This window comes from Streptomyces sp. NPDC038213 (assembly GCF_055600495.1).
The window spans coordinates 156,977-181,556 of sequence record NZ_JBVJYM010000009.1 but is presented as its reverse complement, the minus strand read 5'-3'; the positions used below and the strand labels follow the sequence as shown (position 1 = coordinate 181,556).

General features: G+C 68.9%; 22 protein-coding genes. 16 read left to right on the top strand and 6 right to left on the bottom strand.

Features of this window, described 5'->3' with window-relative positions; translation table 11 throughout:
- Window positions 1–213: 213 nt before the first annotated feature.
- A complete protein-coding gene (locus ACZ7JZ_RS16500) occupies window positions 214–1,161 on the top strand; it encodes a methionyl-tRNA formyltransferase (protein WP_470939087.1) in 948 nt (315 codons plus the stop codon).
- 79 nt (window positions 1,162–1,240) lie between these two features.
- Entirely contained in the window at window positions 1,241–1,750 is a 510-nt protein-coding gene (locus ACZ7JZ_RS16495; protein ID WP_470939084.1) for a MarR family winged helix-turn-helix transcriptional regulator, read from the top strand.
- A gap of 61 nt (window positions 1,751–1,811) precedes the next feature.
- On the opposite strand, the gene ACZ7JZ_RS16490 is transcribed toward ACZ7JZ_RS16495, so the two are convergent.
- Complete coding sequence (locus ACZ7JZ_RS16490; RefSeq protein ID WP_470939081.1) at window positions 1,812–2,654, bottom strand: alpha/beta fold hydrolase; 843 nt, start codon at window positions 2,652–2,654, stop codon at window positions 1,812–1,814.
- Window positions 2,655–2,910: 256 nt separating this feature from the next.
- On the opposite strand from ACZ7JZ_RS16490, the gene ACZ7JZ_RS16485 reads away from it, so the two are divergent.
- From ACZ7JZ_RS16485 to ACZ7JZ_RS16470, 4 genes are all read left to right on the top strand, one after another.
- Complete coding sequence (locus ACZ7JZ_RS16485) at window positions 2,911–3,714, top strand: hypothetical protein (protein ID WP_470939078.1); 804 nt, start codon at window positions 2,911–2,913, stop codon at window positions 3,712–3,714.
- 78 nt (window positions 3,715–3,792) lie between these two features.
- Complete coding sequence (locus tag ACZ7JZ_RS16480) at window positions 3,793–4,044, top strand: hypothetical protein (protein ID WP_470939075.1); 252 nt, start codon at window positions 3,793–3,795, stop codon at window positions 4,042–4,044.
- Window positions 4,045–4,174: 130 nt separating this feature from the next.
- Window positions 4,175–5,020 carry an alpha/beta fold hydrolase gene (locus ACZ7JZ_RS16475; protein WP_470939072.1) on the top strand — a complete coding sequence of 282 codons (846 nt, stop codon included), beginning with the start codon at window positions 4,175–4,177 and terminating at the stop codon, window positions 5,018–5,020.
- Between the two features lie 161 nt (window positions 5,021–5,181).
- Entirely contained in the window at window positions 5,182–7,071 is a 1,890-nt protein-coding gene (locus tag ACZ7JZ_RS16470) for a DNA/RNA helicase domain-containing protein (RefSeq protein ID WP_470939069.1), read from the top strand.
- A gap of 440 nt (window positions 7,072–7,511) precedes the next feature.
- Here ACZ7JZ_RS16470 and ACZ7JZ_RS16465 read toward each other — a convergent pair whose 3' ends face one another.
- Entirely contained in the window at window positions 7,512–8,291 is a 780-nt protein-coding gene (locus tag ACZ7JZ_RS16465) for a tyrosine-type recombinase/integrase (RefSeq protein ID WP_470939066.1), read from the bottom strand.
- Window positions 8,292–8,675: 384 nt separating this feature from the next.
- Entirely contained in the window at window positions 8,676–8,885 is a 210-nt protein-coding gene (locus ACZ7JZ_RS16460; RefSeq protein WP_121827701.1) for a helix-turn-helix domain-containing protein, read from the bottom strand.
- 1,013 nt (window positions 8,886–9,898) lie between these two features.
- Between ACZ7JZ_RS16460 and ACZ7JZ_RS16455 the strand changes: the two genes are divergently transcribed.
- Complete coding sequence (locus tag ACZ7JZ_RS16455; protein ID WP_470939063.1) at window positions 9,899–13,624, top strand: hypothetical protein; 3,726 nt, start codon at window positions 9,899–9,901, stop codon at window positions 13,622–13,624.
- 136 nt (window positions 13,625–13,760) lie between these two features.
- Here ACZ7JZ_RS16455 and ACZ7JZ_RS16450 read toward each other — a convergent pair whose 3' ends face one another.
- The 3 genes from ACZ7JZ_RS16450 to ACZ7JZ_RS16440 are packed head-to-tail and all read right to left on the bottom strand — an operon-like array spanning window position 13,761 to window position 15,919.
- The gene (locus ACZ7JZ_RS16450; RefSeq protein ID WP_470939060.1) at window positions 13,761–13,916 is read right to left on the bottom strand and encodes a hypothetical protein; all 156 of its coding nucleotides are present in this window, start codon (window positions 13,914–13,916) and stop codon (window positions 13,761–13,763) included.
- Window positions 13,901–14,803 carry a phosphotransferase family protein gene (locus tag ACZ7JZ_RS16445; RefSeq protein ID WP_470939057.1) on the bottom strand — a complete coding sequence of 301 codons (903 nt, stop codon included), beginning with the start codon at window positions 14,801–14,803 and terminating at the stop codon, window positions 13,901–13,903. Before ACZ7JZ_RS16445 ends, ACZ7JZ_RS16450 begins: the two co-directional genes overlap by 16 nt.
- A 33-nt stretch (window positions 14,804–14,836) precedes the next feature.
- Window positions 14,837–15,919, bottom strand: coding sequence for an XRE family transcriptional regulator (locus ACZ7JZ_RS16440; protein WP_470939054.1), 1,083 nt, complete (start codon window positions 15,917–15,919; stop codon window positions 14,837–14,839).
- Window positions 15,920–16,503: 584 nt separating this feature from the next.
- Between ACZ7JZ_RS16440 and ACZ7JZ_RS16435 the strand changes: the two genes are divergently transcribed.
- From ACZ7JZ_RS16435 to ACZ7JZ_RS16395, 9 genes are all read left to right on the top strand, one after another.
- On the top strand, window positions 16,504–17,088 hold the full coding sequence (locus ACZ7JZ_RS16435) for an ATP-binding protein (protein WP_470939051.1): 585 nt from the start codon (window positions 16,504–16,506) through the stop codon (window positions 17,086–17,088).
- Between the two features lie 72 nt (window positions 17,089–17,160).
- Entirely contained in the window at window positions 17,161–17,733 is a 573-nt protein-coding gene (locus ACZ7JZ_RS16430; protein ID WP_470939048.1) for a GntR family transcriptional regulator, read from the top strand.
- A complete protein-coding gene (locus tag ACZ7JZ_RS16425; RefSeq protein ID WP_470939045.1) occupies window positions 17,730–18,530 on the top strand; it encodes a hypothetical protein in 801 nt (266 codons plus the stop codon). The genes ACZ7JZ_RS16430 and ACZ7JZ_RS16425 overlap by 4 nt, the downstream gene beginning before the upstream one ends.
- A 52-nt stretch (window positions 18,531–18,582) precedes the next feature.
- Window positions 18,583–18,780: a DUF5999 family protein gene (locus ACZ7JZ_RS16420; protein ID WP_121827709.1), complete on the top strand. Its 198-nt coding sequence runs from the start codon at window positions 18,583–18,585 to the stop codon at window positions 18,778–18,780.
- 62 nt (window positions 18,781–18,842) lie between these two features.
- Window positions 18,843–20,666 carry a glycoside hydrolase family 15 protein gene (locus ACZ7JZ_RS16415; protein ID WP_470939182.1) on the top strand — a complete coding sequence of 608 codons (1,824 nt, stop codon included), beginning with the start codon at window positions 18,843–18,845 and terminating at the stop codon, window positions 20,664–20,666.
- The gene (locus ACZ7JZ_RS16410) at window positions 20,663–21,580 is read left to right on the top strand and encodes a hypothetical protein (protein WP_390755988.1); all 918 of its coding nucleotides are present in this window, start codon (window positions 20,663–20,665) and stop codon (window positions 21,578–21,580) included. Before ACZ7JZ_RS16415 ends, ACZ7JZ_RS16410 begins: the two co-directional genes overlap by 4 nt.
- Complete coding sequence (locus ACZ7JZ_RS16405) at window positions 21,577–21,897, top strand: hypothetical protein (RefSeq protein WP_383858211.1); 321 nt, start codon at window positions 21,577–21,579, stop codon at window positions 21,895–21,897. Before ACZ7JZ_RS16410 ends, ACZ7JZ_RS16405 begins: the two co-directional genes overlap by 4 nt.
- A complete protein-coding gene (locus ACZ7JZ_RS16400) occupies window positions 21,894–23,195 on the top strand; it encodes a M14 family zinc carboxypeptidase (RefSeq protein ID WP_470939041.1) in 1,302 nt (433 codons plus the stop codon). Before ACZ7JZ_RS16405 ends, ACZ7JZ_RS16400 begins: the two co-directional genes overlap by 4 nt.
- Window positions 23,196–23,346: 151 nt before the next feature.
- Window positions 23,347–24,567, top strand: a complete 1,221-nt coding sequence (locus tag ACZ7JZ_RS16395) for an MFS transporter (RefSeq protein ID WP_470939038.1) — start codon at window positions 23,347–23,349, stop codon at window positions 24,565–24,567.
- Window positions 24,568–24,580 lie beyond the last annotated feature (13 nt).

Genomic DNA, 24,580 nt, shown 5'->3' with positions numbered 1-24,580 from the left:
GCAGAACTTAGGTAAAGCTAACCTGACCTAGGGCGAGGTGTCGACAGGACAAAACGGACCACCGCCTGAACAGCACCCTGAACTGCCTTACGAATGGGCCGCGTTGCAATGTTAGGTAAGCCTTGCTTTACTTGGCCGGGCCCGGGGTTTCGCGCTCTGCGTTCGACGCCCCTGCGCCCTCACGTTCGGCGGCACTTCTCAAGGAGGAACCCCATGCGGGTCGTCATGTTCGGTTACCAGACCTGGGGCCACCGCACTCTCCAGGCGCTCCTGGACTCCGAGCACGACGTGGTGGCGGTGGTGACGCACCCGAAGAGCGAGCACGCGTACGAGAAGATCTGGAGCGACTCGGTCGCCGACCTCGCCGAGGCGCACGGGGTCCGCGTGATCATCCGCAACCGGCCCGACGACGACGAGCTCTTCCACCTCCTCAAGTCCGCCGACCCGGACGTCATCGTCGCCAACAACTGGCGCACGTGGATCCCGCCGCGCATCTACAACCTGCCCCGGCACGGCACGCTCAACGTCCACGACTCGCTGCTGCCGAAGTACGCGGGCTTCTCCCCGCTCATCTGGGCCCTCATCAACGGCGAGACCGAAGTCGGCGTGACCGCCCACATGATGGACGAGGTGCTCGACGCCGGCGATATCGTCGACCAGCGCGCCGTACCGGTCGGCCCCGCCGACACGGCCACCGACCTCTTCCACAAGACGGTCGACCTGATCGCCCCCGTCACCATCGGCGCCCTCGCCCGGATCGCCGCCGGCGAGACCGCGTTCACCCCGCAGGACCGCTCGCAGGCCACCTTCTTCCACAAGCGGTCCGAAGAGGACGTGCGCATCGACTGGAGCTGGCCCGCCGAGGTCCTCGAACGCCTCGTGCGCGCCCAGTCCCACCCCTACCCGAGCGCCTTCACCTTCCACCGCGGCAAGCGCCTGGAGATCCTCTCCGCCGTGGTCTCCGAGGGCCGCTACGGCGGTACGCCCGGCCGCGTCTTCTACCGCGAGGGCGACGGGGTCGTCATCGTCGCCGGCGCCGACGCCCGCACCGGCCGCAACCACGGACTCGCACTCACCCGGGTCCGCACCGAGGACGGCCGCGAACTGCCGGCCGCCGAGTACTTCACCTCCATGGGCGGCTACCTCACCAGCCGCCCCTGACGCCACGTCACCACCGCGCACGCGTACGGCGGGTGGGCGGCCGACCACCGCCCCCGCCTCGACCGAGGGGAAGCACGCCATGGAACACCCGGCCGCCACCGGCTCCGCCCCCGAGCCGGCCGGCGCATCCGGCGCGGCCGGGCCCAGCGTGCTCGGACTCGACGCCTACCTCATGTACGTGGTCGGCAAGGCCGCCCGCCGCCGCCTCACGGACCGCCTCGCGGCCCACGGCCTGCGCCTGTGGCACCTGACCGTACTGGCGATGATCGACGACCTGGGCCCCCAGATGAAGACCGTCCTGGCCGCCCGCCTCGACATGAACGCCAGCGACCTGGTCAAAACCGTCCGCGACCTGGAGAACTCCGGCCACGTCACCTGCGAGCGCGACCGCGTCGACCGCCGCCGCGTGGTGGTGGCCCTCACCCCCCTGGGCGCCTCCTTACTCCAGCGCCTGACCCGCGAAATCGGCGCCGCAGACGCCGAACTCCTCTCCCCCCTCTCCCCCCGGGAACGCGCAGAACTCACCTCCCTCCTCCACCGCATCCACCTCCACGTGACCCCGGTCCCGGGGAGCCGGCGGCCGGTGTGACGCCCCCGGACACACCGACGGGCGGGCAGCCGCCCGGCCACCCGCCCGCGCACACTCCGGATCAGCCGGTGAACGGCACCAGCACCGAGGCGAGCCGGTCCTCGTCGATCAGGTCGAAGTGGTCGGCACCGGTGAGCTCCACCACGACCTCGTCACCGTCCCCGTGCCGCGCCATCGCCGTCCGCATGGCGGACAGGTGTTCTCCGTACGAGGCGGAGAGGACCAGCCTGACGTGGTCCGCCACACGGGTCACATTGTGCAGCCGGGCACCGAATTGATCGTATCCGTCGGGGCGCCAATACATGATCATGTCCCGGGACAGCTGGGCCACCTGCCCGAAATCCTTCGGTGCCACCTTTGCCAGGTAGTGGCAGAGCGACCGGAATCCGTCCTTGTCCGGAGCGAGATTGACCAGTCTTTTGAAAGCCGGAACGGGATCTGCAGGATCGGCCTCCGCAAAGAGGCGGGAAATGGTCATGGTCGACTGGTTGACATTGGGGTCGAGGAGTACGGCCGCGTGGATCTCCGGGACCGGGCCGCCGCCCTGCCAGTGCTCCGCGAGTTGCAGGATGAGATCGGCCCCGAGTGAGAATCCCAGGAGGACGATCTTCTTTCCGGAGTTCTCCCGGATGGCCTGCTCGACGAAGGCGGCCGTCATCCGGATGTGCGAGGCCAGCGGTACGGGCGGGAGGCCTGCCGCCCCACCGGGCTCGTAGCCGCGGAGGTTGAGGGCGATGCCGTGGGTGTCCGTGTGGCGGAGGTAGTCGAGGTAGTCCGTCGCATCGAGGCCCAGACCATGGAAGAAGAAGGTCAGCGTATCCGAGTCCGACTTTCTCTCCAGGTACTTCAATCCGGTCGGCGTTCGCCCTTCGGTCACCTGACCGAAAGCCAACGTGTTGGCCATAAGGACCACCTCTGGCAGCTTTATGCGGCACGTGCGTGAGCGACTCTAGACCAACGGCGTGCGGGCATGTGCCGGATCGTGGACCGGACCACCGCTGCAACCGGACTTCCTGAAGGAGACCCGTCGGGATTCTGGACACCGTCCCCGGCATTCCAGCTCAATTGTGTGGCACTTGCACGGCTACCGAACCGGCGAAACGCGAACCGCGGATTCCGGCACCTGGTCCAGTCAGCCGAACAAGAGGGGGCGCTCCGGCATGTCGAACGGAAAGGACCTTCTGCTGCGCACGCTGACCGATATGCAGCGGCACGAACAGGGCAACCACGGCTGGTCCGTGGTCCACGAGTCCATGGCCCTGCTGGCCGGCTCCGGCTCCGCCCCGGCCATCGACCGGCTGCTGGAGGCCGTGTCCCGGGACCGGCCGCGGATGAGCACCTCCCACCTCGTCACGCTCATCGGGATCGCCCTGCGCACCGTCGCGGCGGGCGACCCGCGCGCCGGGGCGCTCTTCTCCTCCGGCCTGGCGGCCGCCGACCGGGCCGCGCTGCTCGCCGAGACCCTGGACGAGCACGGCGCGCGCATCACGTCCGTGCTCACCGGCCGCTCCAACTCCTTCACCGGGGCCCGCCGCTTCCTCGTACCGCAGCTGCTCCTCGGCGCGTACGCCGCCCACCACCGCGTCCCCGCCGTCCGCCTGCTCGACGTGGGCACCGGCATCGGACTGCTCCTGCACCAGCTGAACAACCGGGCGGTCTTCGACCGCTTCGCCCCCGGCCTGACATGGAGCCCGGCCCCTCCGCCGTACCGCCCCGTCCCGCTCACCGCGCTCCACGGGATCGACGCCTCCCCCCTGCCCACCCTGGACTGGGTGCGCGCCTGCCACGGCCCCTCGGCCTACTACGACGAGCGCTTCGCCGAGGTGCTCTGGTCGCTGGAGCAGCAGGCCCCCGGCGGCGCCGCCCCCACGGTCCGCGCCCTCGACCTCCTCGACCTGCCCGCCCTGGCGGACCACCTCCGCCGCCACCGCATCAATGCGGTCACCTGCAACTTCGTCCTCTAGCAGTACGACGAGCCCACCCGCGCCGAGGTCGTCGCGACCATCACGCAGGCCCTCGCCAGGCCCGGACTGCTGCTCGGCATGGAACCGCGCGACGGGCTGCGCCGGATGGGCGCCCGCGTGGAGGCGCACCTGACCGGCGGAAGCGGCCCGCTGCACGTCGCCGACCTCTCCGACGCCCACGCCGTCGGGCGGGCCACGGCCGGGCCGGGGTTCACCGAACTCACCGGCCTCGCCTGGACCCCGCCCGCCGCGGCCGCCCGCAACCCGGCCGGAGCGGGCCGCCCCACCGGACCGGGCGCCCCGGCCGGCCCCCGCGGGCCGTCCCTGTGACCCCGCACGACGCATGGCCGGCGCGCCTGACCGCCCTGGCCACCCGCTACCGGGCTCCCCTCGCCCTGGCCGGCGGCGCGATCGGCCTCTTCGCCGGCATCTACGGCAACGAGGCCCGCGCCGTGCTCGCGTGGACCTGGAACCGGGTGGCGGCCGGCGGCACCTGCCGTCCGACCAGGCCGTCATCGGCCGCGAACTGCACTACCTCGAACGGCGCACGTCCTCCTCGCACCTGGTGGTCCTGCTGCACGGACTCGGCCTGGACGCCGAGGACTTCCGCCCGTACATGAACCGGGCCCGCCAGCACACCGTCGCCATCACCGCCTTCGGCCACAACGTCGCGGAGGCCCGCGACCAGCGGTACGACCCCATCGGCCTGGCCACCCAGACGGACCTGATCAGCGGCGCCGTCAACAACCTCTGCCGCCAGTACCCCCAGAAGAAGCTGACGCTGGTGGGCTTCTCGGTCGGCGCCGACATGATGTTCCGGCTCGCCGCCCTGTGGACCGCGCACCCGGACCGCAAGCCGAAGGTGGCCGCGGCCCTGCTCCTCGACCCCAACATCAACCACTCCACGATGATCATCACCGGCAGCGCGGCGCAGATGAACCCCGACGACCCGCTGGCGGAGCTCAAGCGCATCGCCAACACCCCCCGCTCGCCGGTGGAGTTCCAGAACGTCTGCGAATACCTCCACAAGATCACGGAGAAGGACCTGCACCAGGTCCAGCGCTACGCGTCCGAACTCTGGGCCGACTGGGAGCCGGAGGGCCGCTACGACCTGTTCTTCCACCGCTTCGACCAGCTCCAGGCCGTGTCAGGCGTCGTGAAGATCTTCTTCTCCACCCACTTCGAACGCCACTTCAACGAGGTCGTCGGCCTGGCCCGCCAACGCGGCGTCCGCCGCGTCTTCGACCTCCGCCGCGTCGACCACTTCGAACTGTGCCGAGAAACCTTCCTCTGGTCCGCGAGGTAGACACCCTCACCCGCCACCGCTGACCAGCCGCCTCCGCCCGCCCTGTTCTAGGATTGCGACGACCATCTCAGCGGCCCGCCGGGCTTCCGCTCCACTTCCGTGGAACCGAAGGACATGCCCCCACCCGCACGAGCTACTTCGTGCTGCCTGGGGGCATTCCCTTGCTGTTCCGTGAGTCCGCGGCGTCGTTGGCCACCCGCACCCGCCTCGAAGGACGCCTGGCAGAGCTCCTGAGCGAGAACTTCCTCCACAAGCACCGCCACAGGCCCCACCCGTCAGAGGTCCGCTCCTGGGAGCGCAGCATCCCCGCGCTCACCAACCTGCTGGTCGAAGCCGGCCTCGGCGAGGTGGAGATGCTGCTGGAGTACGCCCTGCCCCTCACCAGCAAGCGCGCGGACGTCATACTGGCAGGCGTTCATCCGGTCACCGGCGGACCGTCGTACGTCGTGGTCGAGCTCAAGCAGTGGAGCAGCGCCCACCCGGAGGACGGCGACCCGCTGCGGTGCCGGATCGACGCGTACCCCGACGCGGTCCTCAACCCGATCGAGCAGGTGCGGGGCTACTGCGACTACCTGGTGTCGTTCAACGGGGCGCTGGAGCAGTCGCCGGAGTCGATCGCGGGAGTGGCGTACCTGCACAACGCGACCGAGTTCGGGGTTTCCGGTCTGCGCGGTGTCGCAGAGGACCGGCGGGGCCGGATGTTCACGGGTGAGCAGCGCGGCGCTTTCCTCGACTATCTGCGCTCGCTGCTGGCGCCCAAGCCCGGCGCTGAAGCAGCCGACACCCTGCTCCAGGGCAAGGTGAGGCCGTCCCGGCAGCTGATGGCGGTCGCCGCCGAAGAGGTGCGCAACCGCGAGCAGTTCGTGCTGCTCGGTGAGCAGCGGCTCGCCTACGAGACGGTGATGTCCGCGGTCCGGCAGGCCCGGCGGTCCCACCACAAGCACGTGGTCGTGGTGGCCGGCGGTCCGGGCTCCGGGAAGAGCGTGATCGCCCTGTCCCTGCTGGGCGACCTGTACCGGCGCGGGGTGCCGACCCTGCATGCCACGGGCTCGCAGTCGTTCACCAAGACGATGCGCAGGGTGGCGGGAGCCCGCAAGCCCGAAGTGCAGAAGCTCTTCCGTTACTTCAACAGCTTCATGGAGGCCGAGCCCAACGACCTGGACGTGCTCGTCTGCGACGAGGCTCATCGGCTCCGCAAGACCTCCGCCAACCGCTACACCAAGGCCGCCCTGCGCACGGGCCGCCCGCAGGTCGCAGAGCTGATCGACGCCGCGCGGGTTCCCGTGTTCCTCCTGGACCAGCACCAGGTGGTGCGGCCGGGCGAGATGGGGACGGTGGAGGAGATCCGGGAGGCGGCCGCGGAGCAGGGCCTGGAGTGCACTGTGGTCGAGCTGGACAGCCAGTTCCGGTGCGGCGGCAGCGACGCCTACCTCCGGTGGGTGGTCGACCTGCTGGGGCTCGAGGGGCGGTCCCCCTCCCCGTGGGAACCGGACGGCAAGGTGCGCATCCTGACGGCCGACAGCCCGCAGGAGCTGGAGGACTTCCTGTCGGGCCAGCGGGCCCGGGGCTACGGAGCCCGCATGTCGGCCGGCTACTGCTGGAAGTGGACGACGAAGATCACCCCGGCCATGGGCTCGCTCCCCGCCGACGTCGCCATCGGCGACTGGTCGAAGCCCTGGAACCTGTACGGGGACCGCTCCCTGCTCGGCGCTCCCCCGGCGCCGCTGTGGGCCACCGACCCGGCGGGCTTCGGACAGGTCGGCTGCGTCTACACCGCGCAGGGCTTCGAGTACGACTGGTCCGGCGTGATCATGGGCCCCGACCTCGTCTGGCGGACCGACCGCTGGGTGGTGGACCGCACGGCGTCGAAGGACCCCTCCTTCACCAGGGCCACCCCCGACGAGGATGTCGACCGCCTGATCCGCAACACCTACAAGGTGCTGCTGACCCGCGGCATGATCGGAACGGTCGTCTACTCGACCGACCGGGAGACCCGCGAGAAGCTGCGCTCGCTGGTCTCCGGCACACCGGCGGCGCAGACCTCGGAGTGAACGCGGCAACCGGCTCACACACCGGCCGCCCGGCCGGTCCTTGAGGGCGGCGCACCACCTCGCGGGCGCCGCCCTGGGAACCTGCCCCCGTCAGCCCTCGTCCCGCACCGGCTCAAGGATCGCCACGCACTCCACGTGGTGCGTCATCGGGAACGCGTAGAGACAGCTCACCATGGGAGAACGTGCAGGTCAGAGGCGAATCTTCGTGACGCACGGAGCGCCATGCGTCAAACGTGCGTCACGCCCAAACGTGTGCGTCAGAGGCTCGCTGCCCGCTCTCAAGCCGATCACCGATCGAACCGGTACTGCTGACCGTACCGGAAACGCAGCAGCGTCGGAGGACGCACCCACAACGGGTGCGTCCTCCGACGCTGTGAAGGCATGGCGTACAAGATCCACTCGCCTCGACCACGACTACATTCGGTTACTATCTGAGGTGATCAAGCCGCCGCCGCGGGGATGATCAGCTGGGACTCCAGACGCGTCCAGCCACCCAGCACTGCCTGATGGGCGTCCGGGGCAAGGTGGGCATATCGCTGCGTCGTCTGGTAGCTCTCATGGCCGAGCAGATGCTGCACCTCGTACAGCGACACTCCGTTTTGTACCAGCCACGAGGCGCACGTGTGGCGCATGGAGTGCGGGGGGTAGTGCGGCACCGGGCGCAGGTCCCCGGCGAAATCGAGGAACGTCGATTCCTTCACCGCCGGCCACCAGACGTACGTCCTCCAGTTGCCGTCGTCGAGCAGCCGACCTGCCCTCCCCTTCGTAACGGTCGTGAAGACGACACCGTCCTTCTCGCGCCCGTGCATGTGGCGCGCAAGCGCGTCGAGAACGTGATCAGGGATGGGAACCTCCCGGCGGCTCCTGGAGCTCTTCGGGTACTCCTTGATCCCGGACTTGGTGTTGACCTCCACCACGAACAGGCGACCACGGCGCCAGTCGATGCGATGACCATGCAGCCCCGCGAGTTCGCCCCACCGCAGTCCGGTGTAGAAGGCCAGCAAGGCCATGGTTTGCCAGGGCTGGTCCAGCTTCGCGATGATCGCCTGCGCCTGCGCCACCGTGAACCACTGAGGTGGCTTGACCGCTTCCTTAGGAAGATCGATGCCGCGGCAGGGCGTGACCGATATAAGGTCTTCCTCGACCGCTGCCTTCATGATGGACGATGTCAGGTTGTAGGCCCTGCGGATCGCCGAGGCACCGGTACCTGCCACCGTCATCTTGCGGACCCAAGATTGTACGTCGAGTCGCGCGATGTCACGTAGCTCCCAGTCGACCCAGTGGGGAGTCACGTGGTTGCGGATGGACGATTCGTCACCACGGCGGGTGTGTGGTTCAACGACACGCGCCTCCCACCATCGATCGTGCCAGGCGCCAAACTTGATCTTTCCGGCAAGAGGATCGCGGTAGGCGGACCTACTGAGCTTCGCCTCTTCGTCCCGGCCCCATGCGTGAGCCTGGGACCTCAGGGGAAACGTTTCGCTATACCGATCACCGGCCCGGCTTCTGACAGTTACCTGCCACTTTCCGGACGGGAGTTTACGAAGGTAGGCCATTCACTCTCTCTGCGATGTGATCTGCGCGATCGAGAATAGGGAGCGCAGCTAGGATGGACGCCTGCACGAAGTTGTTGATGTACGTCGCCCCACGAACTCACGCACATCGCGGCTGGGTATGCGAACCCGCGAGCGTCCATTTCCGGTACGGAGGTCGACGACCGACAGTTCTCCCAGCTCGATGTAGCGATATACAGACCTGCGACTAATGTCGAGCATCGCTGCGACTCGCGGAACCGAGAGCAGGGAATCGCACACAGTTGGGACCTTTCGCCTCACACAGCAAGCCCCATGAGCGCGATCGGAATTTGACTGCCGAAGCAGAGCGGCTCACAGGAATGGACAGGAAGGCCAGCACCACCCACCGCCAAGTAGTCGGCGCGACCGATATCCATGGTCTCCAGAATCGCCGGTTAGGCTAACCGGCGTTCATGGGCTATGTTGCGCTCCGCTTCGGGCCGCCGATGACTCCGCGACGCGGCCGAGCCTCTTCAGCGTGCAAGTCGGTATGCCCTTCTGCCTGGCGTTTGGTGGTCCACAACACAAGCGAGGAGGCCGTCCTCCGTGAGTCGAGTGAGGCTTAGCGAAGCACCACGCTCGGGACCCTCGATGGCACGAGCAACCTGTCGAGCCTCGACTCCGGGGTACCTGGCCACGTAGGCAAGGACCAGTCGGTCTCGACGGTAGTCACGTTGCAGGAGATCCTCTCCAAACAGCCCAGCAGCACACACGCACAGACACAACCCAGTCGATACTCCGCCGAAATCACCGCGCTCCTGAGACAACGCAGCCTGCGACGCGCCGAGGGCGATTAGCAAGGGTGATGAAACTCGGACAGACAACGAAACCTTCAGCAGAAGCCCTCCCAAAGATCCACCACTGCGCCGTTCCAGTGGTACGGAGGTGTAGATTGACATGCTTCCACGCTGGCTTCCACTCCAAAATGGGAAGTCTCGTCTGCCGTGAGCGATACCAAAGTGCGACCCTCGCTTCACCGGCAATACCGAGCACCCAGTCGAAGGAATCCGGCGTTCAAAACGACGACCGCGAAGTTGCACGCTTCTTAACCTGCACGGGCCGCTAAGACGGTGATCACGCACGTGGGGATAATCAGCGGGCAGTCGTCGAGACCCTGCGCCGCGTGCAGCAGGCCCACCAGGAGTCCGGAGCGGCCGAAGAGGCGGCTTGGCCAAACGGCCTCGACGGCCTGCGGGGGCTACATCCCCCGAAACCGATCGCAGCGCCGGCCGACGCGCCGGTACCGTGCCGCCGTGACCATCTTCGAGGCTGACCGGATCAGGCCATCGGCGGACGACATAGCACTGCTTGCGGACGCTTCCCCGTTCGCCCTGCGGCTGCAGGATTTCGGGCCCAAGCAGGAGGGCGCGGTCGCGTTGGGCCTGCTGCGCGACATCTGCGCCATGCTGTGCGAGCCGGACGGCCGCGAAGAGCCGTACGTCACCGCGCAGGCGATGTGCCGGGTGGCGATCGAGCGCCTGATGGAGATCGGCGGGAACAGCTACAAGGGGCTGAAGGCGGCCCAGGCTGAGGTCTCCAAGTCCCTCGGTACTGTCTTCAACACGGACGGCTCGCGCAAGGCCGCGACTCCGGTGGACGGCCTGATCGAGGCCCTGGACTCCCTGCCGGCGTTCCCCCAAAGGGTGGACGCGGGCAGTGCTCTCGGGAAGGCCATCGTCAAGCTGCTCCGCTCCCGGACCGCGGCTACGGAAGCCGGGCACCCCCTGATTTCGGCGCTCGGCGCGACCCAGGAGGTGCTGGACGCCCTCGACGGGCTCGGGACCACGGTGCCCCAGACCCTGACCGTCGGACACCCTCTGACAGTCGCGTTGCGCAAACTCCACAAGATACGGTCGGACGAGGAGTTCCACCGTCGGGCGGTGCTCGACCGGCGCCTCGAAGCGGTCGGTGCTGCCTACGCGCGGCTGCGCGAGATGGAGGAGCAGCAGGGCTCGTACCGGATCATGCAGCTGACCACCGTGGTCCACGACGCGACCGGCCAGCGGCCGGGCAAGGCAGAGATGGCGGCATTCAAGCTCTGGACGGAGCAGTACAGCATCGGGTCCGGGGCCGTACACCCTGGTGGCGAGGCGAGTGCGGTGACGGCGGTCGCGATGTTGCACGACTGCCTGGCCCTGATCCAGGAGCTCGTCGCCACGGTCGTCGACCAGGCCCCCGAGTGGGTAGCTCTCAGCGCGGTCACTTCCCCGACTCCGGAGCAGGTCCAGAAGGTCAACAAGCTGCACAACCCCGTTGCCGCCCCCTACCTGTTCACGCGGTTCACCGGCTGGGAGTGGCTGGAGAATCTGGACTCTGTCCGGCTTCTACCGGAGGAGGGCCGGTGGCCGGCCAGGCCCTACTTCGAGCGTCTCGCTGCCGAGAATCCCGCGCGTCTGGTGGAGTGGCTGACCAAGGACAAGCCCCTGGAGACGATCTGGCGCTCCGGCCCCGGAGCCACCGCCGAGCTCGTCGTGCTGTGCCGGCATCTCGGCAGCCACGGCGCGGCCCTGGTCACCCGTGCGCTGAAGCAGCACTCCGTCGACGGCGTACGGACCATGGCGGTCTACTGGGCGCAGGAGACCTTGCCGGCACACCGGGACGCCGCGTGGGTGGAGGCGGCGGTCAAGGCACTGTCCGTCGGGTCGGACGGCTCCGCGGCCGACTCCTGGAACATCCGTACCGTGCTGGCCCAGTTGCTGGAGACAGGCCGAACGGGTGGCCCGCAACTGGCACAGCGGGTCCGCACCGGACTCGCGGCCGTACTTGCCTCCCACCTCGCGGTCGAAGGCGTCCGGGACCAGCTGCAGATTAGCGACGACCTGCGTGCGCCGAGCATGGCCGGGGGGCGGGCGCTGACAGGTGCCCGGCTCGCGGCGGCGGCTTGCATCGAGTTCGCTCGCGTCGAGCTAAGCGAGGCCGGCACCAGCCTGGCCGCACGGACCGGTGCCTGGACGGCCAAGACCTTGGGCGGCTGGGAGCGGGAGCGGCTGATCGCAGTCCACCTGGTGGACGCCGCCGAGATCGCGCCGACGGACGTCTCGTGGTGGAAGGCTGCCTTTGCGGTGCTCGCCCGCCTGGGCGCCATGTCCTACCTCACCCCGGACGTCGGCCGGTTCGTCCAGGTGGCCATCGGCACCTGCGAACCGGCGGACCAGGTCGACCTCGAGGCGGCCCTGACCGAGGGTTTCGGTCCGGTGCCCGGCCCGGACGCACTGCGGGCCGCCCGCGCCGAGCTTGCCGACGACGGCGCCCGTCTCGCCCGCACGCTCGTCTCCGTGCTCGGCGGCACGGAAGCGCTGGCCGAGCTCCTCGGCGAGGATGCGACCGACATGCCGGACCAGGAGTGGGAGTCCGCTCTCCAGCCCGTCTGGCGGACCGTCTACTGCCTCTCTGAGGTGGCGCCCGCGTCGGTGCTCGCACCTTGGGGCCCGACGCTGGACCTCCTGGCCGAGTTCACCGGACCGCCCCCGGCCCTCACCGAACCGTTGATCAAAATCGGGCCGTACCCCGACCACGGCGAAAGCACGGTGGCGGACTTCGTCACCCGCTGTAAGGAGCACGGTGTCCTTGAGGGCGCCTCCGAGCTCTCGGCACGCACTCCCTCGCAGGGGGACTACTACAGGCGCACGGACCTGCGGATGCTGGAAGCCGCCATCCACGCGGACCCTGCCGCCTGGGCGGCCGACATCTCGGCCGTCGCAGCCACCCTCAGCTCGTTCGACCTCCGCACGGTCTACCTGCAGACCCTGCACACCGACCAGCAGCAGGCCGGCCTCACCGACGACGGCGGACGACTGCTTACCAACGCATGCACCGCCGCCTGGGACCTGAAGAACCAGCTCGAAGCAGGTGAAGGCAGCGCCGACCCGGACATCGACGAACGCGCCCGCTACCTCGTGGCCCAGCTGCTGCGCCATGCCTGGGCACTCGGAGTCGGCCCCGGCGTGGACGAGGCCGCGGCCGTCACCTGGCTGATGGCCGCTGTCCGCGCCTGGACCGCGCCCGCCTCGGTCCCGGACAACCCCTACGTCACCGCGAGCGCAACCTCCGGCGGCCTCGCCCTGGTCGCCTTCCTCCAGTGGTCTGTCCGCCGCGCAGCCGACCAAGGCGAGCTACCCGCCGAAGCCGCCACCCAACTGACCCAGCTCGTCACCGACGGCCGCGACGACCCCGCCCTGGCCGTCATCGGCGCGGCCCTCACCCCGCTGCGCCGCTACGCCCTGCCCTGGTACACCGCCCACGAGGCCCCCCTGCTCGACCTCGCCGCACCGTCCGCCCCGATTCACACCTGGCTGCGCTCGCTGCGCCGCCTCGGCGCCGACGAGTTCGCGGTGCTCGGCGACCTCGACCCCGGCAAGGTCATGGACTACCTGCGCGCCGGTGCACCCGAGGAGGTGTTCGACCGGTTCGCCGCCACCCTGCTCCACTCCCCCGGCACCTTCGACTCCGACTTCCTCGCCACGTTGATCAGCGGTGACGGCGGCCCGGCGGCCGTCTCGACGCTCCTCGGCGACATCGCCCGGGTACTACCCATCGAAGATGTCGCCGGTCCCCACCCTCTGCACCAGCGCGCCTTGCAGCTCTGGGACCAGGCCCTGGACCTCGTCGACGAAGACCCCGCCCTCGCACCTGCCCTCGTAGGTATCGGCCACTTCGCCTTCGCCGAAGGAACCGACCAGCACCAGTGGCTGCCCCGGACCCTGCGCACCGTCGCCGCCACCCCAGACATCAAGTACCCCGACCGGGTCGCGCAGCGAGCCGCCCGCAGCGCCCAGAACCCGGATGCCCTACGGATCCTGACCACGTTGGTGGCCGGCACCGGCGGGAGCCAAGGCCAGATCGACTACCGGGCCCACGCCGTGATCCGAGCCGCGCAGGACGCCGTCGACACCTCCGAACCCGGGACCGAGGGCCGGGCCGACCTCGGACAGGCCCTTGGCCGTTACGCCAACGACGTGGAACGTGCCACGGCCTGGTAGCGACCACCACCTGCGGCGGGCAGCGACCAGCAGCCCGCCGCAGGGCACCAGGCATCGCAGCCATACGCTGGGGGCGATGCCGCACCTGGGTCCGCTCGCCCGTCCCGCCTGGCGGCATGAAACACCCCCGTACACCTCAGTGAGCCTCAGCAACATGGTGATGGCGGGCGCAGTCGCAGTCCTCGGCCAGCACGGTGACGCGGGGGCTTCTCAGGATGGGGCTGTCGAACTGGTGCGCGCCGGTGGTGAGGTTGGCCTCGGCGAGGAACCCGGCAGCTAGAGGATGCTCCATCGAAGTTGCTCGTCACGCCTCCTCAGCCCGTCAACCCGGCGCTGGATCTCACTTAGAGATTCCGGGGCATGCCGAACCTTCCGGGCATTCGTCGTAACCATGCGCAGTTCACGGATGTCGCGTAGAACCGAGTAGCCAGCGCTTTCCCTGATGTCCAACCCGTAGGCATCCACGAACGCTTGGTAGTGCGCTTCGCCGTACCCGAACCGCCGGCAGTGGACTTCGACGGTTACGAGGTCCCATTCCGGCTGGCCTTGGGCGATCGTGTCCCAGTCGCACAGCACCGCAGTTCCATCGGCAGTGTGCAGCGCGTTTCGGTGTTGCGGGTCACCCTGAATTAGTCCTGGATCCAGGGCAAATGGGACTCCCTCCAGCGCCTCTTCGAGCCGGTCCGCCTCATGTTCCAGATAGCGGACTCGAGCGACAGGGAGGCAGGTGATCGCGCTCAGCGAGCGGCGGATCGCGCGGATGTTGTTGTGCTCGGCAAGGGCGATCGGGGGTCGAGGCAGGGTGTGGAGCGCCTTCAGGGGCCCTGCCAGTTGCCATGCCGGCACCGGGCTCTCCGGCTGCGGCAGGTAGGTCCAGAAGGTGACAGCGTGTCCGTCAATGATCAGCGGCTGATCGCAAGGGTGAAGAGGGACTGTGGGGAAGTCTGCTTCGATGAGCCAGCGTACGAAGGAAACCGTGCGCTTGACGCTGTCGACGTCCGTCCCCTTCCGCGCAATCTTGGCTACCACCTGCTCCTTCTCCAGAAGGAGGACCGCATTGGTGTGGCCGCGGAGGAGACGCGCGTCTCTGCTGTCGAGGCCGGCCTTCTCGCAGGCCCGCTCCAACACCTGGTGCATCTCGAAATCGTCGAACCCACCGGGGGCCGGCGTGATTGTCATGCCACACAGGCTGACCGACGAAGGCCCGTCCTGTCACATCTGGCCGGGCGGAAGCTCGATGATCTCAAGAAGCTCGCGTGCCGCCCGGCCTGTACGTATCGCCGGCGGAAGGACCTCTACGACCTCACGGGCCCTTTCCTCCACGATGGGCGTGCGGTGGGCGGGGTCCATCCGCAGGAAGGTGGTCCCGGCGAGCTGGCAGGCTTCGTCAGGACTGCGATCCCGCGCGAAGCAGATCGCGGCCTCAAGCCGGAGGAGAGCCGGGTCGATTCCGCTCTTGTCCCGGTACAGGGCAAGAGCCTCCTCCTGGACCAGGCGTGCCTCGCGGGTGCGCCCGAGTGCTGTCAACGTGCCGCTTTTGTAGAGCAGATAGCGGCGCTCCGGGAAGGCGAAGGCGTCATTGGACGCATCCCCTCCGAAGTGCTCGAACGCCTTGGCCGCGTACCGCAGCGCCTCCTCGGCCTCGGTCTGGGCACCGAGCTTGGCGAGAGCCCGCGCTTCCGCTGCTGCCGCGAAGGCATGCGTGGCAGAGGCCCGAGCTCTGCTGCTGATCACCCTGGCCTCTCGGCAGAGGCTCACCGCGCTGGTGATCGGACCGTAGTAGAAGGGCAGCATCGCGGCCTGAGCCCTGACACGGGCGCGAAGCTCGACGTTCCCGCTGTCATCCGCGGCGGTGCGTGCCGTGGCGTACCAGGACCGTGACCGTGCCAGGTCGCCGAGCTTCATGAGCGCGTCCGCTGTCAACGTGGAGATCATGGCGGCTAGTTCAGAGAGGCGTACCTGAACCGCTGCCGGTTGCCGGGACGCGGCCAGTCCCTGGACCTCCGAGAGCAGGTCCAGAAGTCGGCTGAGCATCAAGGTCGGCGGCGTCGAGACGTACTCCTGACTGGCCCAAAGGACCATCTCCTCAATGTGGTCCAGCTGGGTGGGGGTGACCGTGGCCGAGGCAAGGGTGCGGTCCACGGCTTGGCGTACGACATCGACCCTGTCAACGAGTGATCCTGCAGTAGTCGGAACACGCTCGGAGAGGTCGGGCACGCTGTACTGCTCGGTGCGAGGCGCGTGCGGGGGCCGTACCTGAAGAACGATTCCCTCGACCGCCCGGGTGTCGTCCAAGTCCAAATCGTCCGGTGAGCAGGTGTAGAAGGCGGCCAGCACGAGAACTGTCGAGCGAAGTGGCCGGTGCTTCCCTGTCTCCCACAGGCGTAGCTGCTCCACGGTGACCCGCGGGGCTCCGTCCCGCTCGGTGACAAGACGGCGCAGCTGCTCCGCAGCGTCGACAAGGGTGAGGCCCCTGGCCAGACGCTGCGAACGCAGTTGAGAGACCGAGCAATGTGTATGAATCGAGTGCGCGATTTCGCCAATTGAGCGTCCTCGCTCGACGCCTCTCTCGCGTAACCGGCGTGCGCAGGACGGGCCGTGAGGTTCAAGGCCACTTCTCATGAAGACGATCCCCTTCCGACTCGGTCGCCAGCGTACTGATCTGCTGACGCGCCGGTGGGAGAAAAACGTGACTCCATCGGCCAAGGACCTGGAAATACGTGAAGGGTCACGTACGCCCGTCACGTTTACGTGCACCGTCGTGGTTGCTGCTCCTGGGCTCGGAGAGCGAACGTTGCCCTCCCCGCGGTCCCGAGCTCACACGCTGCTCGTCGGCCCGGCCATTCGACGGTCCCTTCTCCCAACTCGGGAGGCACATCGTGTCCCAGGCACCACCCCTGAGCGACAGCCTCACGCTGGCGACCACGCCGAACGCCGTGCGCTGGGCAAGGCTGCACACCACCGACGTCCTCTCTCGATGGCGGGTGCCGGCCAAGGTCATCGAGACGGCGGAACTCATCGTCTCCGAATTGACCACGAACGCGGTGCAGCACTCCGAGGAGGGCGAGCAGGTCTCGCCGTACTCCTCTCTTTCGACCTTGAGGACCTTCGATCTGGTGCTTCAGGTCGGCAACGGGGTGGTCCGTGTGTCGGTATTCGACAACGACGAGCAGGCGCCCGTCCTAAAGCAGCCCGGGGCCGACGCAACGAGCGGCCGGGGGATTCTCCTCGTCGCTGCCGTGAGCAGCAGGTGGGGGCACTACCCCGTCCGCAACGGCAACAAGACCGGAAAGGTTGTGTGGGCCCAGGTCAGCCTCGCGCCTGCGGCCGAACCCCGGAGGCACGAACGGGCTCAGTCGCGTCCTGCTCAGCCTTCGGAGACCGTACGCAGTGCGCTGCCCCGTACGAGTGAGGTCGACCCCACTCTCCTCGGCCGAGTGCTTGTCGGCGTGAGGGGGCTTTGAGCCGTGGATAGGACCGCTCTCCTCCGGATCCACCGCCGTCCTCCGGCAGCCTCCGCCTCACGGACCGCAAGCATGCTGAAGCGGGACATCAACAGGCTCCAGTCGCTCAAGGTCCGACGCACCGTGGTGCCGGCCAAGTCCGTCGAGGACGCATACCACCTCGTGTACTCCTCCACCCAGCCGTGGCTCGGCCTTGCCCGAACACAACGCACCGCGAGCGACTCCCCGGCCGATCAGCTCCGTTGGGAAGTGTGGATCGCGGCCCTCACCCCGTCTCCCCACGGGATCCGGGGCACCTGGGCCCAGGCGTGTCTCCTCGCCGGCCAGGGCCGCGACATGTTGTGGGCCTTGATTGAGGCCCTCGTGCCCGGCCGCTCGGTCGGCTCTGTCTCCCAGGAGATCCAGCAGCGCATCGCGAGCGGCGCCCTGGCCCCGTCTTCCCGGCTCCGCGAGCGGAGGCTGGCGAGGTCTCTGCGGGTACCGGCCTCGTCCGTCCGCCTGGCGCTCGCGGACCTCGCCACGACCGGGCTGGTAGAGGTCAGCGCCAACGGATGCTTCGCCGTCGTGGCCGTCAGTGCACACGTGAGTCGGCACGGCCAGCAACAGGCGATCACCGTATGCACGACCGAGACGCGTGCCGCATGAGCGCCCGCGTACCCTCGCTCTCCGAGGTGCCGCTGCCCCATCTGGAGCGACAGGTCCTGGAGCTCGTTGCTGAGGGCTACGAGGATCCGGAGATCGCATCCCGGCTCGGCCTGGGCACCGACAGGCACGTGCAGTACCGGCTGGCCCGGATCGCGCGCCGCTTCCGGCTCGATGCCGTCGTCCGGCCTCAGCTCGTGGACCACGCGTACACCCACGGCGCTTTGGCTGCTCCCGCCGTTCTCCATCCACTACTTCTGGAGGCGAACGCGTACAGCCTGGTCCGCACGCTCGCCGCTGGCAGGCCGGTCAACGCCTATGCCCGGCTCCTCGGTCTGAAGCCTTACCAGGCCCAGTACCTACTGAAGAAGACCCGCGCCAGGCTGAATGCCACGTCGCGGGCCTCCATGATCCGGCGGGCGTGGCAGCGGCAGATCCTGGGCCCGACGCAGTTCGCCATGGACCTGGCCGGCCTGCACGTCGAAGGCCCCCAGCCGCCGGAAGCGGGGCGCTGGGTCATCGTGCCGCTCTTGAGCGGCTACCGCCTCGCAGCCCCGGCCGGCGGCCCCCAACCCACCAGGCACCTCGACGTCCCCGACCAGGAGGCGGCCGACGCTGCTGGCAGGTTCATCTCCGGCCGTCCGGGCTTCGCACCGCTGTGGATCACCCAGCCCGCGAAACCCGGCGACCCGGTCCGCGTCAGCTGGGGCCGACCACACTCGGCACTCCGCTCGCGGCCCAGCGCCGGGCCCATCCCACCGTCGCGGGATGCCGAGTTCTATCTCGCCCAACGCGCCTGACCGACGCCCGGCCGCATCCCTTCCCCCAACCATCTCCAGCGAGGACTCCACCATGTGCGAGCACCCGATCGCCTGCCCGGGCGCAGACTCCCCTGACAGGGAGGCGGCCAAGCCGACCGCCTCCCACTACGAGCAAGGGTGGTCCCTCCTGTGCAACGGGATCCTGCTCTTCGAGGACACGGGTGAGCTGCTGCCCGACGGCCAGATCATCGCCCCGCACCGCCCCACCCCCGCGGCGGTGGCAGCGTGACCCTCTTCCCCACCCCCCTTCAGCAGCACACGGCCGACCGCGCACCCGCCGCCGGCCCGTGGATCGAGGATCACGGGTACGTGGGCGACCAAAGGGGTGGTGCCCTGGTCCGCCGCGACGGCTCGATTCCCTGGTTGTGCCTGCCGCGGTTCGACTCCGCCGCCGTCTTCACCAGTCTCCTGGGTACCGAGCAGCACGGGTTCTGGCAGATCGCTCCCACGATGCTCATGGACGGCATCGCCGTCCCCGCCTCCGGCCGCCAGTACGCGGGCGACTCGCTCATCCTTCAGACCGCTTGGAGTTGGGGCAGCGACAGCGCGGTCGTCAGGGACTTCATGGTGCCCGGCGGTGGCGCTCCGCGCCTGGTGCGGGTCGTGACCGGGCTCTCGGGCACGATGACCATGCGGTCGCTGCTGCGGGCCCGACCCGACTACGGAAGCACCGTGCCCCGGATCACCAAGGTCGACCGGCTCCACGCGATCGACCTCCCGGAGGGCAACGGCGGCAGGCTGTGGCTCGACGCCGACGCCCCCGTGCACCTCGAGTGGGCTGACCTCGTATCGGACTTCACCGTAGCCGCCGGACAGACTGTCGCCTTCGCCCTCTCCTGGCGGGAGGGCGTGGACAGCCCACCGCCCAGGCCGATCGACGACGGTCTGCTGAAGTTCACCCTGGACTTCTGGGAGGCATGGGCGGCCCGCTGCACCTACACCGGTCCGGACCGCGAGGCGGTCGTCCGCTCCCTGCTCACCCTGGGCGCCCTCATCTACGTACCCACGGGCGCCATCGTGGCCGCGCCGACCACCTCACTGCCCGAGGAGATCGGCGGCGTCCGCAACTACGACTACCGCTACGCCTGGCTTAGGGACGGCGCCCTCACCGCCGGCGTCCTGCGCAAGTACGGCTACCTTCGTGAGGCGATCGCCTGGGCGTGCTGGGCGGTGCAGGCCAGCCACAGCGGGACAGGCCGGCGGCAGATCATGTACGGAGTCGGCGGCGAAACCGAGCTCCCGGAGATGGAACTGGGCTGGCTGCCCGGATACGAGCGGTCGGCTCCGGTCCGCATCGGCAACGCCGCCGCAGACCAGCTCCAGGTCGACATCTACGGCGAACTCGCCATCGAGTTCTACGACCTCATCCAGGCGGACAGCAGCTCCGCCCGGCGGCTCGGCCCGGTCATCGTCGCGCTCGCCGAGGAGCTGGAGCAGGTCTGGGATCAGCCAGACTCGGGCATCTGGGAGATCCGCGGTCCCGCCCGCCACTTCGTCCATTCCAAGATCATGGGATGGGCCACCATCGACCGGGCCATCCGCACCATCGAGGCCGGCCAAACCGACGGGCCGCTGGAGCGGTGGCGGACTCTGCGCGCCACCATCCACGCCGAGGTGTGCGAGAACGGCTTCGACCACGACCTCAACTCCTTCACCCAGTCCTACGGGTCGCAGCAGCTCGACGCCTCCCTCCTTCACGCCCTGCTCTCCGGATTCCTGCCAGCCGATGACAAGCGGGTCATCGGCACGGTGGAGGCCATCCAGCGAGAACTCACCACCGACGACGGGCTCGTCCTCAGATACCGTACCGCCGGTCACGACATCGGGCTCGACGGCTTCCCGGGCAACGAAGGACGGTTCCTGCTCTGCAGCGGGTGGCTGGTCGAGGGCCTCGTCTTCATTGGACGTCCCGGTGATGCTCGCGCCGTCCTCGACAGCCTTCTCGCCATCCGTACCGGCCTCGGCCTGCTCGCCGAGGAGTACGACCCGCGAACCGGCCGCCACCTCGGAAACTTCCCGCAGGGGTTCAGTCACGTCGGTCACCTGGGCGCGACCGCCGCAATCGCGGGCCCCAACGCCTTCAGCACGCTCCGCCTGGCGGGAGCGGGATCGTGACTGCCAGGACACGCACCCGATCCGTCCCGGGCGACTGGGACACGCCGCACTGGATGCCGACCAACGGCGAGACCGTCCGCCGCGCTTGTGGTGAGGACTTCGACGCCGTCCGCGTCGCTGCCGACCTGGCCGCGCCGGCGCTGGCCGCCCTCGGGCCGTACACGGGACCGGTCCTCGCCAACCACACGACGCGTACCTGGGTCTTCCTGGTACCGCCGGGCTCCGCACCGCCCGGGCGGTGGGCCTTGGGAGTGCGGGTCATGCCTCGCGGCGCGGCCATAGGCATCCCCCCGATCGGAGCGACCGGCGGCCGGGACATCCACTGGGCCGTACCCCCGGGCCAGGGCACCACCTACGCCGACGACCTGAAACGGATCCTGACCGGCCCTCTTCCGCCAACCGCTCCGGCGCACGGGTCCGGCGGACAATCCTCCGCCACCAGCCCTGCCTCGGCCCCGCCTCGACGCCCGCGTCCGCTGTCCCCGGCCCTGCTGAATGTCGGCGAACTCTTCCTCACCGGTCACTCAGACGCACAGATCGCCAAGGAGCTGTCCCGGACCGTCACCACGGTTCGGACAAATCTGCGGCAGATCGGCAACCTCTTCAACGCCCCCAACCAGGCTCTGAAGGCCGCCGCTCTGCTCGCCGGCGGTCATCTGCCGCCGCCAGCGGTCCAGATGACCGCCCCCGACCTCGCCCCGGTCGACCTCGCCGTGCTGCGCGTTCTCGCCGGCGTCAGCCGGGACGCCGAACTCCCCGTCGAACTGCGGCCGACCGGCACATTCCTCGACCGCGTGGACGAACTCCGGGAGCGGTGCGCCGCCCGGACCGACGCGCATCTCATCGCCCTGGCAGCCGCCTGGGGCCTCCTGCCCACCCTCACCAGCCTCGCCATCGCAAAGGAGCAGACGTGATCCGCAAGGCACGCTTACCCGCCCCCTTCAGACTTGGGCGCTTCGACGCCGAGTCCATCCCGGGCCTCGTGCTCCTCGGCATGAACGCGACCGGCCTCGTCCTGACCGGAACCCTGGTCACCGACGAGTTCGACAGCACCCGCGGACTCGCCGCCGTCTCCGTTCCGGACTTGGACAAGCAGGCCGAAGAGCAGTTGCACGACGCAGCCATCGCCACGGCAAGCACCCACACCTACCGTTACGCGCCCCACACGCCGGACCCGTCCCAGACCGACCCGCTGACCGGTCCCGGCCACGGCAAGGAGGGTTGGTCGTGACCCCGGAGACGTTCGCCCCGTTCATCGGCGACCGGCCGCCCACCTTGGACGAGTTGGAGCGGGAGCTGCGCAAGATCGCCGCCGAGCACCCACAGGTCTCCACGCTGCGCGAGATCGGCCGCTCCCGCGCCGGCCGCCCCATGACCATGTTGACCATCCCCGGCGGCCACAAGCACGTCCTCGTCATCGGCGCCCCACACCCGAACGAACCGATCGGCCTCGCGGTGATCCCCGCGCTCGCCCGGTACCTCGCCGAACACCCCGAGGACCGCGCGACACTCTCCTGGCACCTCGTAGGATGCGCGGACCCCGACGGCGTCGCAGCCAACGAGGACTGGTGGTCATCGACATGGCCACCGACTATGGAGTCGTACCACCGCGGCATGTACCGGCCCCCGGCCGCCCAGCAGCCCGAGTGGACGTTCCCCACGAAGTCGTTCACTGCGACCCTGCCAGAGACCCGCGCCCTCATGGGCGTGATCGACGATGTGCGGCCGGCACTGACCTTCTCGCTCCACGGGAGCGACACCGGCGGGGTGTGGGCGATGGCCTCCCACGACGAGCCCGCCCTCGCCCCAGTCATGGCGGACATCGCGGCCAGGTACGGCCTGCCCATCGAGGAGACGCCCTCAGACTGCATCGGTCTCCCCTCCATCGGGACCGGCGCCTACCTCCTGGCGCCTCCTCTCGACGGCAAAGCGGACGGAGACAGCGGTGCGGCGCGCCAGTACGAGTGGAAGCCGGCCGGAGCCAGCAGCGCCCACTACACCGCCCGGCACGGCCTCGGCCTCTTCCCCGAGGTCCCTATATGGGCGTCCACCCCCCTCAGGTTCTCGCCCCAGGAAGCCATCGGGGTCCTCGAGGACGCGCGGCACGTGCTCGGCGAGCTCATCACCGAGTACAAGCAGGACCCGAATGGAGAAGCCGGATTTCTGACGGCCGCGGAGGAGATCCGCTCGATCACCCCCGTCATGATCAGGAAGATCCAGGACCAGCCCGTATCCGGAAGCGGACAGGACCTCGTCCTCCTCCTCCCGGTACGCGCCGCGGGAATGCTCCTGCGGCACTACGACCAGCTCCTCGCGGCCGACCCGTACAACGACCGGCTCCAGGAGGTGCGAGCGAAGACCGAAGCCGTCCTGCTCGCCTGGTGCCACCGCGCCGAGAAGGCCCTCCGCCCCCAGCCCCTTCCTCTGACCCGTACGGCTGGCTACCAGGCGGACCTCGTCCTGGCCATCGCCAGGACGCTCCTGCCGAGAGCGGCCGGCATGGACACGGGAAACAGCCCCACCTGCTGACCGGACACCCCACCACTCGCCGGTGCCCGGGTCACACCAGAGCTGGCCTGCCCGTGCCCTTGATCACCCCCATCTGTCTCCCGGAGCTCCTTCTGTGACAGCGGCACCCGAGATCCACCCGAGACCGCTTGTTCCTGGCCGCGTCCAGGACGTGAAGCGGTCGCTCGCCCTGCTGCTGATGGGCGAAGGCATTCGCCACGCGGGGACCTCCGTCCACGCCGTGGCCCTGCCAGCCCTCGCCGTCCTCTACCTCCACGCCGACCCTGGACAGGTCGCCCTCCTCGCCTGCGCTGCAAAGCTCCCCGCATTGGTGGTCTCGCTTCCCGCGGGCGTGGTCCTGGACCGCTACCCGCTGCGAACCGTCCTTATCTCCACGGACCTGACCGCCGCCGCCCTGGTAAGCGTGATCCCCCTCATCGCCACCCTCGACCAGCTGTCGATGCCCCTGCTCTACTGCATTGCCCTGGCGCTGGGTGCGGTATCGACCCTGCACACCGCCGCTTCAATGGCAGCCATTCCTCTGCTGAGGGGGTCCGGGCCTCTCCACCACGCGAACGCCCGTTTCACCAGCGTGCTCACCATCGCCGGCACCAGCGGAACTGCTCTCGGCACCCTGCTCATCGCGACGATCGGTACCGCTCGCACCTTCGCGGCCGACGCCCTCTCCTACCTCGCCTCCGCGTGGTGCGCCACGCGGGTGCGGGCCTTGCCCACCCCCGCTAGCACTGGAGGTGAACGGAAATCGGCCCTCCGGGAGATCCACGTCGGACTGGCCTACAGCGCGGGCCATCCGATACTGCGCCCCCTGTTCCTGGCCCTGGCCATCACTGGAGTAGGTGACGGGTTGACGATGACGCTCCTGCCCTACCACCTTCTGACCGCTGTGGATGTGGGGAGCACGGGCCTCGGTGTGATCATGGTTTCCAACAGCCTCGGCGGGCTCATGGGGGCACAAGCAGCTCTTCGCCTCGTCCGCCGGTACGGCACAGGCCGGGTCCTTGTTTGTGCTTGGTCCGTGTACGGGCTGATGCCAATCCCCCAACTTCTCGCCCAGACCGGCCCCGCCTGGCTCGTACTCCTCGCCGTCAGCGGATTCCTGCAGTGGGCTGCGGCGACCTGCATCGGTACCACCCAGAGGTCGGTTCAGCAGCAGGTCAGCCCCGGGCATCTGCGTTCTCGCGTCCAACAGACCAGCCTGTGGCTGACCACCGGCTTTCTGCCGTTGACCGCGCTCGCCGCTGGCGCACTCGCGACCGTCCTCAGCATCCCCATCGTCATGGCGATCGGCGTGATCTTCCTCCTGCTGCCCGTGTGGGTGCTGTGGTGCTCCCCCGTCCGGCGCCTGGCCGCCATGAACGAGGGAGTCCAGTGAAGGACAGCGTCTC

Excerpts from the sequence above, each read along its gene's own strand:
- ACZ7JZ_RS16450 (WP_470939060.1), bottom strand. The coding sequence starts at position 13,916 with ATGGAGCATCCTCTAGCTGCCGGGTTCCTCGCCGAGGCCAACCTCACC.
- ACZ7JZ_RS16465 (WP_470939066.1), bottom strand. The coding sequence starts at position 8,291 with ATGACGGTGGCAGGTACCGGTGCCTCGGCGATCCGCAGGGCCTACAAC.
- ACZ7JZ_RS16500 (WP_470939087.1), top strand. The coding sequence starts at position 214 with ATGCGGGTCGTCATGTTCGGTTACCAGACCTGGGGCCACCGCACTCTC.
- ACZ7JZ_RS16495 (WP_470939084.1), top strand. The coding sequence starts at position 1,241 with ATGGAACACCCGGCCGCCACCGGCTCCGCCCCCGAGCCGGCCGGCGCA.
- ACZ7JZ_RS16425 (WP_470939045.1), top strand. The coding sequence starts at position 17,730 with ATGAGCGCCCGCGTACCCTCGCTCTCCGAGGTGCCGCTGCCCCATCTG.
- ACZ7JZ_RS16420 (WP_121827709.1), top strand. The coding sequence starts at position 18,583 with ATGTGCGAGCACCCGATCGCCTGCCCGGGCGCAGACTCCCCTGACAGG.
- ACZ7JZ_RS16445 (WP_470939057.1), bottom strand. The coding sequence starts at position 14,803 with ATGACAATCACGCCGGCCCCCGGTGGGTTCGACGATTTCGAGATGCAC.
- ACZ7JZ_RS16490 (WP_470939081.1), bottom strand. The coding sequence starts at position 2,654 with ATGGCCAACACGTTGGCTTTCGGTCAGGTGACCGAAGGGCGAACGCCG.
- ACZ7JZ_RS16485 (WP_470939078.1), top strand. The coding sequence starts at position 2,911 with ATGTCGAACGGAAAGGACCTTCTGCTGCGCACGCTGACCGATATGCAG.
- ACZ7JZ_RS16480 (WP_470939075.1), top strand. The coding sequence starts at position 3,793 with ATGGAACCGCGCGACGGGCTGCGCCGGATGGGCGCCCGCGTGGAGGCG.
- ACZ7JZ_RS16430 (WP_470939048.1), top strand. The coding sequence starts at position 17,161 with ATGCTGAAGCGGGACATCAACAGGCTCCAGTCGCTCAAGGTCCGACGC.